At 66.4% G+C, this 15,569-nt stretch carries 11 protein-coding genes; 5 read left to right on the forward strand and 6 right to left on the reverse strand.

The window, feature by feature from the left end:
* Positions 1-110 precede the first annotated feature (110 nt).
* A complete protein-coding gene (locus PRtIB026_RS09100; RefSeq protein ID WP_028690109.1) occupies positions 111-332 on the forward strand; it encodes a VF530 family DNA-binding protein in 222 nt (73 codons plus the stop codon).
* Entirely contained in the window at positions 332-958 is a 627-nt protein-coding gene (locus PRtIB026_RS09105) for a Pr6Pr family membrane protein (protein ID WP_203647781.1), read from the forward strand. Before PRtIB026_RS09100 ends, PRtIB026_RS09105 begins: the two co-directional genes overlap by 1 nt.
* A 161-nt stretch (positions 959-1,119) precedes the next feature.
* Here the strand turns inward: PRtIB026_RS09105 and PRtIB026_RS09110 are convergent, their stop codons facing one another.
* The 3 genes from PRtIB026_RS09110 to PRtIB026_RS09120 form a co-directional block, all read right to left on the reverse strand.
* Positions 1,120-1,881, reverse strand: coding sequence for a siderophore-interacting protein (locus PRtIB026_RS09110; protein WP_203647780.1), 762 nt, complete (start codon positions 1,879-1,881; stop codon positions 1,120-1,122).
* The gene (locus PRtIB026_RS09115; RefSeq protein WP_203647779.1) at positions 1,878-2,411 is read right to left on the reverse strand and encodes a PadR family transcriptional regulator; all 534 of its coding nucleotides are present in this window, start codon (positions 2,409-2,411) and stop codon (positions 1,878-1,880) included. The genes PRtIB026_RS09110 and PRtIB026_RS09115 overlap by 4 nt, the downstream gene beginning before the upstream one ends.
* 103 nt (positions 2,412-2,514) lie before the next feature.
* Complete coding sequence (locus PRtIB026_RS09120; RefSeq protein ID WP_203647778.1) at positions 2,515-5,634, reverse strand: transglycosylase domain-containing protein; 3,120 nt, start codon at positions 5,632-5,634, stop codon at positions 2,515-2,517.
* 425 nt (positions 5,635-6,059) lie between these two features.
* Here PRtIB026_RS09120 and PRtIB026_RS09125 point away from each other — a divergent pair, with 425 nt between their 5' ends.
* The gene (locus PRtIB026_RS09125; RefSeq protein ID WP_203647777.1) at positions 6,060-7,469 is read left to right on the forward strand and encodes an amino acid permease; all 1,410 of its coding nucleotides are present in this window, start codon (positions 6,060-6,062) and stop codon (positions 7,467-7,469) included.
* 121 nt (positions 7,470-7,590) lie between these two features.
* Here the strand turns inward: PRtIB026_RS09125 and PRtIB026_RS09130 are convergent, their stop codons facing one another.
* Positions 7,591-9,210, reverse strand: coding sequence for an FMN-binding glutamate synthase family protein (locus PRtIB026_RS09130; RefSeq protein WP_203647776.1), 1,620 nt, complete (start codon positions 9,208-9,210; stop codon positions 7,591-7,593).
* A 180-nt stretch (positions 9,211-9,390) separates the two neighbouring features.
* Between PRtIB026_RS09130 and PRtIB026_RS09135 the strand changes: the two genes are divergently transcribed.
* Positions 9,391-9,642: a type B 50S ribosomal protein L31 gene (locus PRtIB026_RS09135; protein WP_203647775.1), complete on the forward strand. Its 252-nt coding sequence runs from the start codon at positions 9,391-9,393 to the stop codon at positions 9,640-9,642.
* A 75-nt stretch (positions 9,643-9,717) separates the two neighbouring features.
* Here PRtIB026_RS09135 and PRtIB026_RS09140 read toward each other — a convergent pair whose 3' ends face one another.
* Positions 9,718-14,004 carry a DEAD/DEAH box helicase gene (locus tag PRtIB026_RS09140; RefSeq protein ID WP_267813768.1) on the reverse strand — a complete coding sequence of 1,429 codons (4,287 nt, stop codon included), beginning with the start codon at positions 14,002-14,004 and terminating at the stop codon, positions 9,718-9,720.
* Between the two features lie 175 nt (positions 14,005-14,179).
* Between PRtIB026_RS09140 and PRtIB026_RS09145 the strand changes: the two genes are divergently transcribed.
* Complete coding sequence (locus tag PRtIB026_RS09145; protein ID WP_203647774.1) at positions 14,180-14,593, forward strand: NUDIX hydrolase; 414 nt, start codon at positions 14,180-14,182, stop codon at positions 14,591-14,593.
* Here PRtIB026_RS09145 and metR read toward each other — a convergent pair.
* On the reverse strand, positions 14,577-15,494 hold the full coding sequence (gene metR / locus PRtIB026_RS09150) for a transcriptional regulator MetR (protein ID WP_019097212.1): 918 nt from the start codon (positions 15,492-15,494) through the stop codon (positions 14,577-14,579). The two genes, PRtIB026_RS09145 and metR, sit on opposite strands and share 17 nt — an antisense overlap.
* Between the last annotated feature and the right edge of the window lie 75 nt (positions 15,495-15,569).

The following is a 15,569-nucleotide window of genomic DNA, read 5'->3' on the forward strand; positions in this document are numbered from 1 at the left end:
TTTGCAGCCCTTCGCGGCACAAGGCCGCTCCTACAGGGCACAGCGGTAGAGGCTGTAGATGCCACTACACTCGTGTAAGGTGCGCACCTTCCCGAACCTGGAGCACTGGCATGAGCACGGCCAATCACAACGCGCTGCACGGCAAGACCCTCGAGCAGATCCTCACCGAGCTGGTGGCGCACTACCAATGGCAGGGCCTGGCCGAGCGCGTCGACATCCGCTGCTTCAAGAGCGATCCAAGCATCAAGTCGAGCCTGACCTTCCTGCGCAAGACCCCGTGGGCACGGGAAAAGGTCGAGCAGCTGTACGTGAAGCTGCAGCGCAAAGGCTGATGCCGCGCCGCCCCTGGCTGACCCTGGCAGCCGTCCTCGGCTGGACCGGCCTGGCGATCCAGTTGTACCTGGTGCTGCTGGCGCGCTGGCAGGAGCAGGCCAGCCTGATCGGCGGGCTGGTCAACCTGTTCTGTTTTTTCACCGTGTTGAGCAACACGCTGGTGGCCACCGTGCTCAGCCAGGCCGCGTTCGGCCGCGAGTCGGCGGCCAGGCGCTGGTTCCTGTCGCCGGCGGTGAGCTCGTGCATCGCCGCGAGCATCCTGCTGGTGGCGCTGGCCTACAGCTTGTTGCTGCGCCACCTGTGGCAGCCCCAGGGCTGGCAGTGGCTGGCGGACGAACTGCTGCACGATGTGATGCCGCTGGTGTTCCTCCTGTACTGGTGGCTGGAGGTGCCCAAGGGGCGATTGCGGCTCTGGCACCTGGCGGCCTGGACGTTGTACCCGGCGTTGTATTTCGCCTTCGTGCTGTTGCGCGGGCATGAGATCGGGGTCTATCCCTATCCGTTCATCGATGTGGCACGGTTGGGATATGGGCAGGTGCTGGGCAATGCCCTGATGGTGCTGGCGGGGTTCTGGGGGATCGGGTTGGTACTGCTGGGGTTGGATCGCTGGCGCAGGCCTTCATGAGATTGCCGACCTCGCCATTCAGATCATGCGCAGCCCTGTAGGAGCGGCCTTGTGCCGCGAAAGGGCCGCGCAGCGGCCCCAGCAATTTGAGACCCCGGGGGCCGCTGCGCGGCCCTTTCGCGGCACAAGGCCGCTCCTACACCGGGGTGTGCAGATCCCGATCATTCGTCGTCGGCGGTACCGTCAGCTCGCCAGTAAGCCGCAGCCTTGAGGGCATCCTCGGGCACGCCTTTCTCCAGCAGCAGCGCCTTGGCCTGGCGGGTCAGTGCCTTCTCCAGCGCCACCCAGCCATACAACCGGCCTTGAGGCAGCGCCAGGTGTTTCACTCGCACCAACACATCCTCCTGGTGCCGGCGCACCCAGATCACCTCGACCTGGGCCTTGCTTGTCAGCGTTTGGCGCTCCTGCTCGTCCTCGATCTGGATCACCGCCAGCACCTGGCGGCCCGCCGGCAGTTCCTCCAGGCGCCGGGCTATGGCCGGGATTGCCGTCTCGTCGCCGATCAGCAGGTAGCTGTCGAAGATATCCGGCACCACCATCGAGGCCCGCGGGCCGGCGATGTCCAAGGTCTGGCCGGGCGCGGCCTGGGCTGCCCAGGTGGAGGCGGGGCCGTCGCCATGCAGGACGAAATCGATATCCAGCTGGTTGTTCACCAGGTCGATGCGCCGTGGTGTGTACTCGCGCATGGTCGGCCGGGCGCCGCCGTCGCGACCCAGGTTGCGCGCGTCGATGGCCTGTTGTTCCTCGGGGCTGCAGGCAAACAGCAGCTTGATGTGGTCGTCCGTGCCGACACTGGTGAAACCGGCCAGCTCCGCGCCACCGAGGGTGATGCGGCGCATGCGCGGGGTGAGGTCGGTGACCCGCAGCACTTCGAGACGGCGCTGGCGGATCTCGTGATTGACGCGATGAATAGTGTCGCTCATGGGGTGTTCTCCGTAACGGGGGTGGCCGGCCCGGAGGCGATGGCCTTGGCGGTGTCATTGAGCAGGTTGCGCACCCGCTCGATCTCTTCGCTGGTCCAGCGGCCGCTGTGCATGTGCAGCGCGTGGCGCAGGTTGCCGACGGCTTCGTGGATTTCCGGCGGCCGGTCGTGGCCGCGCAGGGCGCGCTTGCTCACCTCGATGCGCATGCGCACGCCGTCGAGGGCGACGGCCTGTTCCTGCAAGGCACTGCGGCCGGCAGCGGTGATGGCATAGAGGCGTTTGCTGCCCTGGATGGCGCCGGTGACCAGCTCGGCTTCCTCGAGGTAGCTGAGGGTGGGGTAGATCACCCCGGGGCTGGGGCTGTAGCTGCCGTCGAAGAGGGTCTCGATCTGGCGGATCAGGTCGTAGCCGTGGCCGGGTTGCTCGGCCAGCATCGACAGCATCAGCAGCTTCAGGTCGCCGGGGGCGAACACCCGCGGGCCACGCTCGCCGCGGCCAGGGCGGCGTTCGAAGGGGTCGTGGTCGCGCATGGGGAGGGCTCCGTCTGTTTAGATATATCGCAAGATATTACTCAAGATATATCTAAAGACAAGCCGTTAAATGCAGATGATTATCATCTATTTTTTTGATTGTTCAGGACTGACCCGCCACCTGCGGCGCCTTGCAGGCGGTGGGATTACCCGGTTCCAGGTACGGCATGAGGATCGGCGCCATGCCCTTGAGCACCTGCACCGGCAGCGCCGAGGTGAACTTGAACGCTTCGGCCGAGCGCCCCGGGACGAACGCGGTGAGGGTGCCGAAGTGGTTGTCGCCGAGGAAGAACACGAAGGTCGCGGTGCGGTTCAGCGAACGCGAGCCGATCAGCCGGCCGCCGGCGCCGAAGCTTTCGATGCGGTTGTCGCCGGTGCCGGTCTTGCCGCCCATCACCAGCGGGGTGCCGTCGTGCAGCTTGAAGCTGCCGGAGATGCGCCGTGCGGTACCGGCGTCGACCACCTGCGACATGGCGCCCTTGAGCGCCCGGGCGACTTCCACCGGGAGGATCCGCTGGCCACGGTCCGGGTCGCTGATCAGTTGCGTCTCATAGGGGGTATTCTGGGCGAAGTGCAGGGTGTCGATGCGCAGCGTGGGCAGGCGCACGCCGTCGTTCTGGATGATCCCGACCAGTTCGGACAGCGCCGCCGGGCGGTCGCCGGAGCTGCCGATGGCGGTGGCCAGCGACGGCACCAGATGGTCGAACGGGTAGCCGACGCGCTTCCAGCGCTGGTGGATATCGGTGAACGCCTCGATCTCGACCATGGTGCGGATACGGCTGTCGCGGGCGCCCTGGTGGCGGCTCTTGAACAGCCAGCTGTAGACCTCCTGGCGCTCGAAACGGCTGGCGTTGAGGGCGTCCTTGAGCGAGGCGCCGGGGTTCTTCAGCAGGTAGCCGAGCAGCCACAGGTCCAGTGGGTGGACCTTGGCGATGTAGCCCTGGTCGGGCAGGTCGTACTTGCCCGGGCCGTAGGCTTCGTACATCTCCACCAGGCGGCCGTCGGTGAGCTTGGCCATGGCCTTCTTGTCTTCCTTGCTGTGGGCGCGGACGAAGGCGTTGAAGGTCTCCTGGCCGGCCTCGGGGAACAGGTAGCGGTGCACCGCAGCCAGGCGCTGCGGGGTTACGCGCAGGCTGTCGAGGAAGGTGTCCAGGCGCTGCTGCGAGGTCTTGCGCTGGTATTTCTTCCAGAAGCGCATGGTGTAGTTGGAGCCTTCGCGGTCAGCGAAGCGCGCCAGGTATTCCTGGCGGCGCGGGTCGCTGTCGTCCCTGAGCAGCGGTTCGCGGTTGAACGGCTGCTGGTAGGTGACGTAGCGCACGATGTCGCGCATCAGGCGAATGAACGGCAGGTTGATCGACTCGCGCAGGGCATCCTTGAGGGTCGGGTTGCGGTTGTTGTCTTCCTTGCGGAAGTTGTTGAACACATGCATGCCGCCACCGGTGAAGAAGGCCTCGCCGGTGTTGGCCGAGTACTTGCGTTCGAGCGCGGCGTCGAGCATGGCGTCCAGGCTCTGGTTCTTGCTGTTCTGCATCAGCCATTCCAGCGACCACTGGGTGATGCGGTCGAGTTCGGCCACCGGGACCTTCTTCAGCTCGGCCGCCGGCTTGCCGGCGTACTTGTCGTGCAGCTCGGCGATGATCTCCAGGTAGGTGGTCAGCACCCGCAGCTTGGCGGTGGAGCCCAGTTCTAGCTTGCTGCCTTCGTTGATGTCGAAGGGTTGGTTGGTGCTGTCGGTCTGCACCCGCACCCGCGAGCCGTCGGCGGTGCGTTCGAACAGGGTGAAGCTGTAGCTCACCTGGTCGGTGGTCTTGGCGGTGAGCAGGCGTTCGCCGATCAGGCCGATCTGTGCGGCGAACTCCGGGTCGGCGAGGTTTTTCAGGTACTGGCTGACCTGCACTTGCAGGTCGGCCTGCAGGGTGCTGGTGGCCGACAGGTCGAGGCGGTCGAGGTCGTACAGCGGCCGGTTGAGCATGGCCGCCAGGCGGTTGCGGGCCAGGCTGATGCCCTTGTTGGTGATGATCGGCACGATGGTCGGCTGGGCCACCCAGTCGCGGTACACCGCCTTGCTGGCCAGGGCGGCGTCGGCCAGGGGGTGCTCGATGATGCCGTTGGCGGCGAGTACGCGGATGTGCGAATCGGTGAGCTCGGCCAGCTCGATGCGGCCCTTGGACAGGTAGTGCGAGGGGCGGCGCTGGGCGATCATCAGCGACAGCACCTGGCGCAGGGCCAGGCCGCGTTCGGCCATGCTCTTTTCATCGCTGGCGGTGGAGGTGAGGGCCTGGTTGACCTGGTCGAAGTCGGCGCCGTACCACACCCGCAGGCCTTCGGCCATGCCGTGCACCTCGCCGTGGCCGGGTACCGCCGACAGCGGCACGCTGTTGAGGTAGTCGCGCACGATGCGTTCGCGGGCCTCGGTGGTGTCCGGGCCGCCCTGGTAGGCGCGCACGCTGGCGGAAATCATCTGGCGGATCTTCTCCGCGCCCGAGACGGTCAGCCCGTCCGGCGAGTGCCGGTACTTCTCCAGCTGGGTGGCCAGGGTGCTGCCGCCGGCCGACTGCCCGGGCAGCGCCAGGTACTTGGCCACCTGGCTGTAGGCGGCCTTGGCGAAGCGCGGCCAGTCCACCGCCGGGTTGTTCTGTGGGTCTTTCGGGTCGAGCAGGTCGCGGTTCTCGATGAACAGCAGGCTGTTGACCATCACCGGTGGGATCGCCGCGAAGTTCGGGTACAGGTGCTGCGGGTAGTTGTACTGATAGAGCATGTCACCGCGGCAGTCGGTGATAGACAGGCCGGCCTGGATCTTCTCCACGTAGGGCACGAACAGGCCGTGATCGACGTAGTTCATCAGCGCCGGGGAGAAACGCACCTGCTGGTTGATCAGGTAGTCGCGCTTGAGCAGCCGTGGCAGGAACTCGCCCAGGGCGCTGTAGCCCAGGCGCCTGTCGAAGGGACCCTCGCCCGGGTAGACGATGGCATCGCTCGGGCCGGGCTCGAGGGCGTAGGTGAGGGTGCCGGCCAGACGGCTGAACTCGCGCGATTGCAGGCGTGAGGTCTGGAACTCGTCATAAGCGGCAAGGCCCGCCGCGACCAGCCCGATCAACAGGATGAGCAGGATCAGGCGCCACCACAGGCGGCGCTGACGTGGGGTCTTGGGCAAGGGGGCTTCAGCCTGAGGTGCTTTGGGTGCTTCCGTTCCGGTTGGTTCCGATTGCCACAGTGCGCCCATAGTCTTGAGTCCGGCCAGGTGTTTTCGCGTTACTTGTCTGAAGCTTAGACGCTGGCCCAGTTTGGTGAAAAATTTGTAAGAAGCTTCGAGCAATCGCGTATGAACATGCGCCTTTGGTGCGACTTCCATTCTTCGGCAATGTTGTTAATGTAGCTGCCCCATTCCTGTGCATGGGCGGAGCGAGGCCAGAATGCCCCTCCGGTAAAGGGCTTTTTGCCGAGAATTCTCGCCAAATATCCCACTGTATATAGTGAAAAGCCCTGCAAGTGGCTTCCTATACTGCTCGCCCCCTTCGACCCGCCGACGCCCCGCGCCCGGTGGGCAGGCCCGCCCACAAGGCGGCCTGGCGAGACGACGCCCCGCCTATCGGCGCGGCCGGTGCTGCACGAAGGTCAAATCCAATAACAAAATGAGGTTGTATTGCTATGCCAGTCGGCAACCATCCTGCCCACGACGAGTCCGTCCAGGGCGGCCCGCTCAAGCGCGAGCTGGGCGAACGGCACATCCGTCTGATGGCCCTTGGCGCCTGTATCGGCGTCGGCCTGTTCCTGGGTTCGGCCAAGGCCATCGAAATGGCCGGCCCCGCCATCATGCTCTCCTACATCATCGGTGGCCTGGCCATCCTGGTGATCATGCGCGCCCTCGGCGAGATGGCCGTGCACAACCCGGTGGCAGGCTCCTTCAGCCGCTACGCGCAGGACTACCTCGGCCCCCTGGCGGGCTTCCTCACGGGCTGGAACTACTGGTTCCTGTGGCTGGTGACCTGTGTCGCCGAGATCACCGCGGTGGCCATCTACATGGGCATCTGGTTCCCCGACGTGCCGCGCTGGATCTGGGCGCTGATGGCCCTGGGCAGCATGGGCGCGATCAACCTGATCGCGGTCAAGGCGTTCGGCGAGTTCGAGTTCTGGTTCGCCCTGATCAAGATCGTCACCATCATTGCCATGGTGCTCGGCGGCATCGGCATCATCGCCTTCGGCTTCGGTAACGACGGCGTGGCCATGGGCATTTCCAACCTGTGGAGCAACGGCGGCTTCATGCCCAATGGCGTGACCGGCGTGCTGATGTCGCTGCAGATGGTGATGTTCGCCTACCTGGGTGTGGAAATGATCGGCCTGACCGCCGGCGAAGCGCGCAACCCGCAGAAGACCATCCCCCAGGCCATCGGCTCGGTGTTCTGGCGCATCCTGCTGTTCTACGTGGGCGCGCTGTTCGTGATCCTGTCGATCTACCCGTGGAACGAGATCGGCAGCCAGGGCAGCCCGTTCGTGATGACCTTCGAGCGCCTGGGCATCAAGACCGCCGCCGGCATCATCAACTTCGTGGTGATCACCGCCGCGCTGTCGTCGTGCAACGGCGGCATCTTCAGCACCGGGCGCATGCTCTACAGCCTGGCGCAGAATGGCCAGGCCCCGGCTACCTTCGCCCGCACCTCGAAGAACGGCGTGCCGCGCAACGCGCTGCTGCTGTCGATCGCCGCGCTGCTGCTGGGCGTGCTGGCCAACTACCTGGTGCCGGAGAAAGTGTTCGTCTGGGTGACCTCGATCGCCACCTTCGGCGCGATCTGGACCTGGGTGATGATCCTCTTGGCGCAGCTGAAGTTCCGCGCCGGGCTGAGCACTGCCGAGCGCAACGCGCTGAAGTACCGCATGTGGCTGTGGCCGCTGAGCTCGTACCTGGCGCTGGCGTTCCTGGTGCTGGTGGTGGGGCTGATGGCGTACTTCGAGGATACCCGCGTGGCCCTGTATATCGGCCCGGCGTTCCTGGTGCTGCTGACGGCGTTGTACTACAGCTTCCGTCTGGCGCCGAAAGAGGCGCAGGCGCTGACAAGCTGAAATAGCGGGGGCTGCTGCGCAGCCCTTTCGCGGCACAAGGCCGCTCCTACAGGGATTATGCGTCCCCCTGTAGGAGCGGCCTTGTGCCGCGAAAGGGCCGCAAAGCGGCCCCTGTGATCGATCAGGCCGCCACCTCGCTATGCGGCTCGAAACTATCGGCCCGGGCCAGCTGCCACATCCGCGAATAGAACTGCCCATTGACCTCGCCGGTCAGCAACTCGCCCGGTTTGAGGAACACGTGCATCTGCGAGAACAGCTTGATTTCGGTGGCCGAGATCCGCCGCACCAGGTGCTTGGCCTCCAGTTGCGCCGGATGCTCCAGGCCCGCGGCGGCGAGCATTTCGGCCAGGGCGCGCAGGGTGTTGTGGTGGAAGTTGAGCACTCGCTGGGCCTTGTCCGGCACCACCAGCGCACGCTGGCGCAGGGCATCCTGGGTGGCCACGCCGGTCGGGCACTTGTTGGTGTGGCAGCTCTGCGACTGGATGCAGCCGATGGCGAACATGAAACCGCGCGCCGAGTTGGCCCAGTCGGCGCCGATGGCCAGCACGCTGGCGATGTCGAAGGCGCTGACGATCTTGCCGCTGGCGCCGAGCTTGATCTTGTCGCGCAGGTTCAGGCCGACCAGGGTGTTGTGCACGAACAGCAGGCCTTCGCGCAGCGGCACGCCGATATGGTCGGTGAACTCCACCGGGGCGGCGCCGGTGCCGCCTTCCTTGCCGTCGACGACGATGAAGTCGGGCAGGATGCCGGTTTCCAGCATGGCCTTGGCGATGCCCATGAATTCCCACGGGTGGCCCAGGCAGAACTTGAAGCCCACCGGCTTGCCGCCGGACAGTTCACGCAACTGGGCGATGAACTGCATCATCTCGATCGGGGTCGAGAAGGCGCTGTGGCGTGAGGGCGAGATACAGTCCTCGCCCATCATGACGCCACGGGTCTCGGCGATTTCCCGGGTCACCTTGTGCTTGGGCAGGATGCCGCCATGGCCGGGCTTGGCGCCCTGGCTCATCTTGATCTCGATCATCCGCACCTGCGGGTTCTGCGCCTGGGCGGCGAAACGCTCGGGGTCGAAGCGGCCGTCCGCGGTGCGGCAGCCGAAGTAGCCACTGCCCAGTTCCCAGACCAGGTCGCCGCCGTGTTCGCGGTGGTAGGGGCTGATGCTGCCCTCGCCGGTGTCGTGGTGGAAGTTGCCCAGCTTGGCGCCCTGGTTGAGGGCACGGATGGCGTTGGCGCTGAGCGAGCCGAAGCTCATGGCCGAGATGTTGAAGATCGATGCCGAGTACGGCTGGGTGCACTGCGGGCCGCCGACGCTGACGCGGAAACTGGCCGGGTCGGCCAACGGCGCCGGGCGCATGGAGTGGCCGATGAACTCGAAGCCCGACTCGTAGACGTCGATCAGGGTGCCGAAGGGTTTGTCCGAGGCTTCGTTCTTGGCCCGGGCGTAGACCAGCGAGCGCTGGGCGCGGGAGAAGGGCAGGGCGTCGCTGTCGGATTCCAGCAGGTACTGGCGGATCTCTGGGCGGATGCCCTCGACCAGGTAGCGGATGTTGCCCAGGATCGGGTAGTTGCGGCGGACCGCGTGGCGTTGCTGCAGCAGGTCGAACACGCCGATCAGGCTGAGCACCCCGGTGGTCAGGGTGAACGGCCACAACCAGTCGTGGGTGAGGAACGGCAGGCTGGCGAGGGTGAACAGCACGCAGGCGGCGAAGAAGGCGTAACGGCTGAGGAGTGACAGGCTCATACGGTGTCCTTGCGAATGGCTCGGTCAGGCTCAGGGGCCTGGGGCAAAGCCCGACCATAGCCCGGTTGGGCGCCGCTATGCCAGCGTGGGGCGGACGAGAAAAATGAAAATTGGGGTATCGAAAATCATTCGCAATGAGATATGTTATAAAGTAACTATTGCTCGCAGGAGATTGACCCCATGAAAGCTGGTATCCACCCCGCCTATCGCCCCGTGCTGTTTCACGACACTGCCGCCGATGTGTTCTTCCTGATCGGCTCGACCGTCGAGACAGATCGCTCCCAGATGCACAGCGACGGTCAGACCTACCCCTATGTGGCGCTGGATGTGTCCAGTGCCTCGCATCCGGTGTACACCGGGCAGCAGCGCAAGACCACGGTCGAAGGGCGGGTGGCCGGGTTCAACAAGCGCTTCGCCGGTTTCCAGGTGTAGGAGCGGCTTTAGCCGCGAAGCAGGCTGCGCTGAGTGTGGCACCCGCTTTGCGGGTGATCGCGGCTGAAGCCGCTCCTACAGGGGCGGCGTCTGGCGCAACAGCTGTTGATGCCACTGCTCCTGCTCGGTCGCCGACGCCTCGATCAGAAACTGGTATCGCCCCGCCACCCGAGTGGCCACCGCGACACCCTCCCGGTACAGCACGCGGTTACCCGCCACCGCCGGTACCTTGGCCCCCGGCAACAAGGTACCCACCAGGTTCAACGGATCGCAGCCGCTGACCACCACCAGCTCGCCCTGTGGCGTGCGTCTGCGCACCTGGCGCAACAGCCCCACGGCTTCAGGTAAGGCGAACTGCTCACCCGCCAGCCCGGCGATAAAGCGCCCGCCACGGATTTCGCCGCGGGCCTCTAGGCGGTGGTAGCAGCGCAACAGGTCCCGCCACGACGGCAGCACGTCGCTTTCGCGTTCCAGCAGGCGCCAGCACATGACGCCATAGCGGCGCAGCAGGCTGCGGGCCACATGTTCCAGGCGCAGGTCTGCGTCCACTGCAATGCTCGAACGACGCAACAGCGCCCAGCGTCCGGCGTGGACCATGCTGCTCGACAGCGCAGGATGGCCGCGGCGGCTGTTGCGTGAAGTGCGCTTGGCCGCGGGTGTGATCAGGCTGCGCAGGCCGCTGAAACCATCGGCGCTGGCCAGGCCGGAACCTACCAGTTCCTGCAGGGCTGTCTCCAGCTCGCTGGGTAGCAGGTGGGCCTCATGGGCCAGTTCATCGAAGAACAAGGCGCCTTGTTCCTGCAGCGTCTGCATGACCCGCCGTGCGCGTGCGCCCAGTTGTTCGAGGTCGGCTGTGGGCGCCAGGCTGCGCCACAGCCCCTGGTGCTCGCGGGGCAGCAGCACCAGGGGCGTGCTGGCCAGGGTGCTGGCTGACTGTGTCGAGGCCAGCCGGCTCCAGGCCCACTGGCCGCTGCGACAGGCATCGTCCAGCCAGTGTGGGCTGTAGTCCTTGATACGAGCCGGCAGCAGGTCGCTTTCCCAGGTACCGGCGGCGGCGGGGAAACCTTGCAGTTGGGCGAGCACTTCGCCCAGCGCCTGCGGCCCGCGCAGGCGTGCTTCGCCACCCAGGTGCTGCCAGTCGAACAAAAACCTCATGAAGTCCTGCAGGCTGACCGGCTCGATTTCCTGGCGCAGGCGCTTGACCGTGTAGCGGTGGATACGTGCCAGCAGGTGCCGCTCGCACCACTGCAGGCCAGTCTGGCCTGGGCTGAAGTGGCCACGCATCACATAGCCTTCGCCTTCCAGGCGGGCCAGGGCCTGTTCGGCATTACCCGCCGGCTGTGCAAGCGGGTTGACGATCTCGGTCAGGGTCAATGGACCGAAGCCACTGAGCCGTGCGCGCAGCAACTCGACCAGGGCCGTGTCGAGGTCGGGCGGGTCGGCGAAGCCCGGCAACACCGTAACGTCCGGGTGCGGGCGTGCGTCGGGATACAGGATCAGCATTGCCTGCAGGCGCTCGCGGGCGAACCACAGGCGTTGCTCCCCGGCATCCAGATGACAGGCGCGACCTGCCTTGGCCAGTTGCAGCAGCAGTTGCGGCCAGCCGGGATTGCCCTCTACTTCAGGTTGGGTAATGGCGCCCAGGCTCATCAGCGCCTCATGCATTTCGTCGGCGTTGTCCGCCTGCGGCCAGGCCTCGGCCTGCACTGCGGCGATGGCGTCGCCGTCCAGTGCACCCAGGTCGTCGGCGCTGTGCACGTCGTTCCAACGTCGGTTGAGCACGGCCTGGGTACGCCGCTCTTCAAGCGGCGCGTCGTCGAGGAAGGTGTAGGGCCGGGCGTTGAGGATGGCCGAAGCCAGCGGCGAAGGGGCCGGCAGGTCGCGACTTAGCAGGCGTACCTCGCCATTTTCCATGCGCCGCAGCAACGCCAGCCAGCCCTCGCTGTCCATGGCCTCGTGCAGGCAGTCGTCGAGGGTCTGTTGCACCAGCGGGTGGTCGGGGATCTGCCGCTCGCCGACGATATTCTCCAGGCAGGCGATCTGGTCGGGGAACACGGCGGCCACCAGGTCCTCGCTCTTCATGCGCTGGATCTGCGGCGCCACCTTGCGTCCGCCCACATAGCGCGGCAAGGCCAACGCTACCGCCGCGTTCCAGCGCCAGCGCACGCCGAACAGCGGCGCATCGAGCAGGGCCTGGACCAGGATCGGCTCTGCGGTGCGGCTGTGCAGGTAACGCCATACCTCGTCCAGCGCGAAGCTGTGGCTGGTGGATAGCGACAGCACGATGGCGTCCTCGCTGGCCGCCGCCTGCAACTCGAAATTGAACGTGCGGCAGAAGCGCTTGCGCAGGGCCAGGCCCCAGGCACGGTTGATCCGGCTGCCGTAGGGCGAGTGGATAATCAGCTGGGTGCCGCCGGACTCGTCGAAGAAGCGCTCCATCACCAGCGTCTGCTGCGAGGGCAGGGCGCCCAGTACCTGCCAGGTGCGCCCCAGGTAGTCGAGCAGTTGCTCTGCGCAGCCTTCATCCAGGGCGTAGGCCGTTTGCAGCCAGGCGCGCACCTGTTGGCTGTCGCCGGCCTGCAATTGCTGGTCGATCCGCTGCTGCAGGCGGGCCACTGCGGCGGACAGTTCGTCACTGCGACCTGGCGCCTCGCCCAGCCAGAACGGGATGGTCGGCGGCAGGCCGTGGGCGTCCTCGACCCGTACCCGGCCAGGTTCGACCCGTAGTATGCGATAGGAGGCGTTGCCCAGCTGGAAGATATCGCCGGCGATGCTCTCCACGGCGAAGTCTTCGTTGACGCTGCCGATGTTCAGCGCCTGGGGTTCGAGCAGCACCGCATAGTCGGCGGTCTCCGGGATGGTGCCGCCGCTGGTCAGGGCGGTCAGCTGGCTGCCGCGCCGCCCGCGCAGGGTGTGGTTTAGCGCATCACGATGCAGGTAGGCGCTGCGGATGCCCTGGCGGCCGTTGAAACCTTCGGCGAGCATGCGCAGCAAGGGCTGGTAGTGGCCTTCGTCGAGCTGGCCGTAGGGACTGGCCTGGCGCAACAGGTCGAGCAGCGCCCGTTCGTCCCAGGGCTGGTTGCTGACTTCGGCGACGATCTGCTGGGCCAATACATCCAGTGGCGCCTCGGGGATGTGCAATTCGTCCAGCTCGCCTTGGCGCACGCAGTCGAGCAGGGCGACACATTCGATCAAATCGTCCCGCGAGGTGGGGAACAGGCGCCCCTTGGGCACGCCGTCGACCTGGTGGCCGGAACGCCCGACCCGTTGCAGCAAGGCGGCGATCGAGCCCGGCGAGGCGATCTGGCAGACCAGGTCGACCTCACCGATATCGATGCCCAGCTCCAGTGAGGCGGTGGCCACCAGCACCTGCAGTTCGCCGCCCTTGAGGCGCTGCTCGGCGGTCAGGCGATGCTCCTTGGCTAGGCTGCCGTGGTGCGCGGCCACTGCGTGGTTGCCCAGGCGCTCGCCAAGGTGGCGGGTCAGGCGCTCGGCCAGGCGCCGGGTGTTGACGAATACCAGGGTGGTGCGGTGCTCGCGGGCGAGGCTGGCGAGGCGGTCGTAGACCAGCTCCCAGACATCCGTGGCCATCACCGCGCCCAGCGGCACGGGTGGCACTTCCAGGGCCAGGTCACGATGGCGGGCATGGCCGATATCGACGATGGCGCAGGGGCGTTCATGCCCGACCAGGAACCGCGCCACCCGCTCTACCGGGCGCTGGGTGGCGGACAGGCCGATGCGTCGCAGCGGTCGGCCGGCCAGGGCCTGCAGACGCTCGAGGGTCAGCGCCAGGTGGCAGCCGCGCTTGTTGCCGGCCAGCGCGTGGATCTCGTCCACGATGACCGTGTGCACGTTGGCCAACCCCTCGCGGCCCGAGGCCGAGCCCATCAGCACGTAGAGCGATTCCGGCGTGGTCACCAGGATATGCGGCGCCAGCTTGCGCATGGCCGCGCGCTCCTTCTGCGGGGTGTCGCCGGTACGTACGGCGGTTGTGATGCGCGGGGCCTTCAGGCCAAGCTGTTCGAGCTGCCGGCCGATGCCTTCGAGCGGCGCGTCGAGGTTCAGGCGGATGTCGTTGGACAGTGCCTTGAGTGGCGAGACGTAGACGACCTGGGTCTGTGCTGGCAGTTCGCCGTTTTGCGCCAGGCCTTGGCGAAACAGCTCATCGAGCACGGCGAGGAAGGCGCTGAGGGTCTTGCCCGAGCCAGTCGGCGCGGCCAGCAGCATCGACTGGCCAGCGTGGATCAGCGGCCAGGCGCCGGCCTGGGCCTCGGTGACCGTGGCGAAACGCTGGCGGAACCAGGTGGCGACGGCGGGGTGGAACAGGCCGAGCACCGGGTGTTGGTGGGCGGGGAGGTTCATGGGTTGGTTATGGCGGGTTGCCAGCGGATTGGCAAGGGGCCGTTCGTCCGGGAGGCCTATTGCGGGGCAAGCCCGCTCCCACGCGTACTCGGCAGGGCTCTGGTGGGAGCGGGCTTGCCCCGCGATAGGGCCTTGTCAGGTATCCTGCGCCCCTTCATTCGCTCGTGAGTCCACCATGCCCAACATTATCCGCATCGCCGCCGCCCTGCTCATCGACGCGCAAGGCCGCACCCTGCTGGTACGCAAGCGCGGCACCCAGGCGTTCATGCAGCCTGGCGGCAAGATCGATGCAGGCGAATCGCCGGCCCAGGCGCTGGTACGCGAGCTGCACGAGGAGTTGGGCCTGCGCGTCGACCCGGTCCAGGCCATTCACCTGGGCCGTTTCAGCGCCCCGGCCGCCAACGAACCGGGCTTCGAGGTGCAGGCCGAGTTGTTTCGCGTCCAATGCACCGCGACGGTAAACCCGGCGGCGGAAATCGAAGAGGTGACCTGGCTGTCCGCCGACCAGGCGCCGGACCTGGATCTGGCCCCCCTGACTCGCGACCTGATCCTGCCGCTGTGGCGCGAAGGCCTCAACGCACCGCGCTGACCCCGTCCAGGGTGGCGAACGAGGTGTCCTTGGCGGTCAGCAGGAAGTCGCGCATGTACGGTGCATCGAGCATGTCGGTGCGCACCGCGGCGTAGAGCGTGGCGAACAGCCCTTTCTCGCCCAGGCGCTTGCCCTTCACGTAGCCCCGCGAGCTGTATTCGTGCAGCGCCCAGTGCGGCATGCCGCACACACCGCGACCGCTGGCTACCAGTTGCATCATCATCACCGTCAGCTCCGAGGTGCGCACCGCCGCCGGCTCGATGTCGGCCGGCTCCAGGAAGCGGGTGAAGATGTCCAGGCGGTCGCGTTCCACCGGGTAGGTGATCAGGGTCTGGTCGAGCAGATCCTGGGGCACGATATAGGGCTTGCTCGCCAGCGCATGCTGGTTGGCCACGGCGAGCATGGCCTCGTAGGTGAACAGCGGTACATAGGTGATGCCGGCCAGGTCCACCGGGTCGGAGGTCACCACCAGGTCCAGGTCGCCGCGGGCCAGGGCCGGCAGCGGGGCGAAGGCGAAGCCCGAGGCCAGGTCCAGCTCCACTTCCGGCCAGGCATCGCGGAACTGATCGATGGTCGGCATCAGCCACTGGAAGCAGCTGTGGCACTCGATGGCCATGTGCAGGCGTCCGGCGGTACCGCCGGCCAGGCGGGCAATGTCGCGCTCGGCGCCGCGCAGCAGCGGCAGGGTGGCATCGGCCAGTTGCAGCAGGCGCAGGCCGGCGCTGGTGAAGCGGATGGGCTTGGTCTTGCGCACGAACAGCGGCAGGCCCAGGCGCTCCTCCAGCTCCTTGAACTGGTGCGACAGCGCCGACTGGGTCAGGTGCAGGCGCTCGGCGGCCTCCACCAGGCTGTCGGCTTCGCGTAGGGCATGAAGGGTTTTCAGGTGGCGGATTTCCAGCACGACGGCTCCGTGAGCATTCTTTGAGCTAAAACGAGATTGCGTTGAGTTTCCCTCATGTTGCCATGTGCTGTCGAT

The organism is Pseudomonas sp. RtIB026, assembly GCF_016861355.2.
GTDB lineage: Bacteria > Pseudomonadota > Gammaproteobacteria > Pseudomonadales > Pseudomonadaceae > Aquipseudomonas > Aquipseudomonas peradeniyensis.

Bases quoted from the DNA above. Each gene is read 5' to 3' on its own strand.
- PRtIB026_RS09100 (WP_028690109.1), top strand. From the start codon at position 111: ATGAGCACGGCCAATCACAACGCGCTGCACGGCAAGACCCTCGAGCAG.
- PRtIB026_RS09105 (WP_203647781.1), top strand. From the start codon at position 332: ATGCCGCGCCGCCCCTGGCTGACCCTGGCAGCCGTCCTCGGCTGGACC.
- PRtIB026_RS09110 (WP_203647780.1), bottom strand. From the start codon at position 1,881: ATGAGCGACACTATTCATCGCGTCAATCACGAGATCCGCCAGCGCCGT.
- PRtIB026_RS09115 (WP_203647779.1), bottom strand. From the start codon at position 2,411: ATGCGCGACCACGACCCCTTCGAACGCCGCCCTGGCCGCGGCGAGCGT.
- PRtIB026_RS09120 (WP_203647778.1), bottom strand. From the start codon at position 5,634: ATGGGCGCACTGTGGCAATCGGAACCAACCGGAACGGAAGCACCCAAA.
- PRtIB026_RS09125 (WP_203647777.1), top strand. From the start codon at position 6,060: ATGCCAGTCGGCAACCATCCTGCCCACGACGAGTCCGTCCAGGGCGGC.
- PRtIB026_RS09130 (WP_203647776.1), bottom strand. From the start codon at position 9,210: ATGAGCCTGTCACTCCTCAGCCGTTACGCCTTCTTCGCCGCCTGCGTG.
- PRtIB026_RS09135 (WP_203647775.1), top strand. From the start codon at position 9,391: ATGAAAGCTGGTATCCACCCCGCCTATCGCCCCGTGCTGTTTCACGAC.
- PRtIB026_RS09140 (WP_267813768.1), bottom strand. From the start codon at position 14,004: ATGAACCTCCCCGCCCACCAACACCCGGTGCTCGGCCTGTTCCACCCC.
- PRtIB026_RS09145 (WP_203647774.1), top strand. From the start codon at position 14,180: ATGCCCAACATTATCCGCATCGCCGCCGCCCTGCTCATCGACGCGCAA.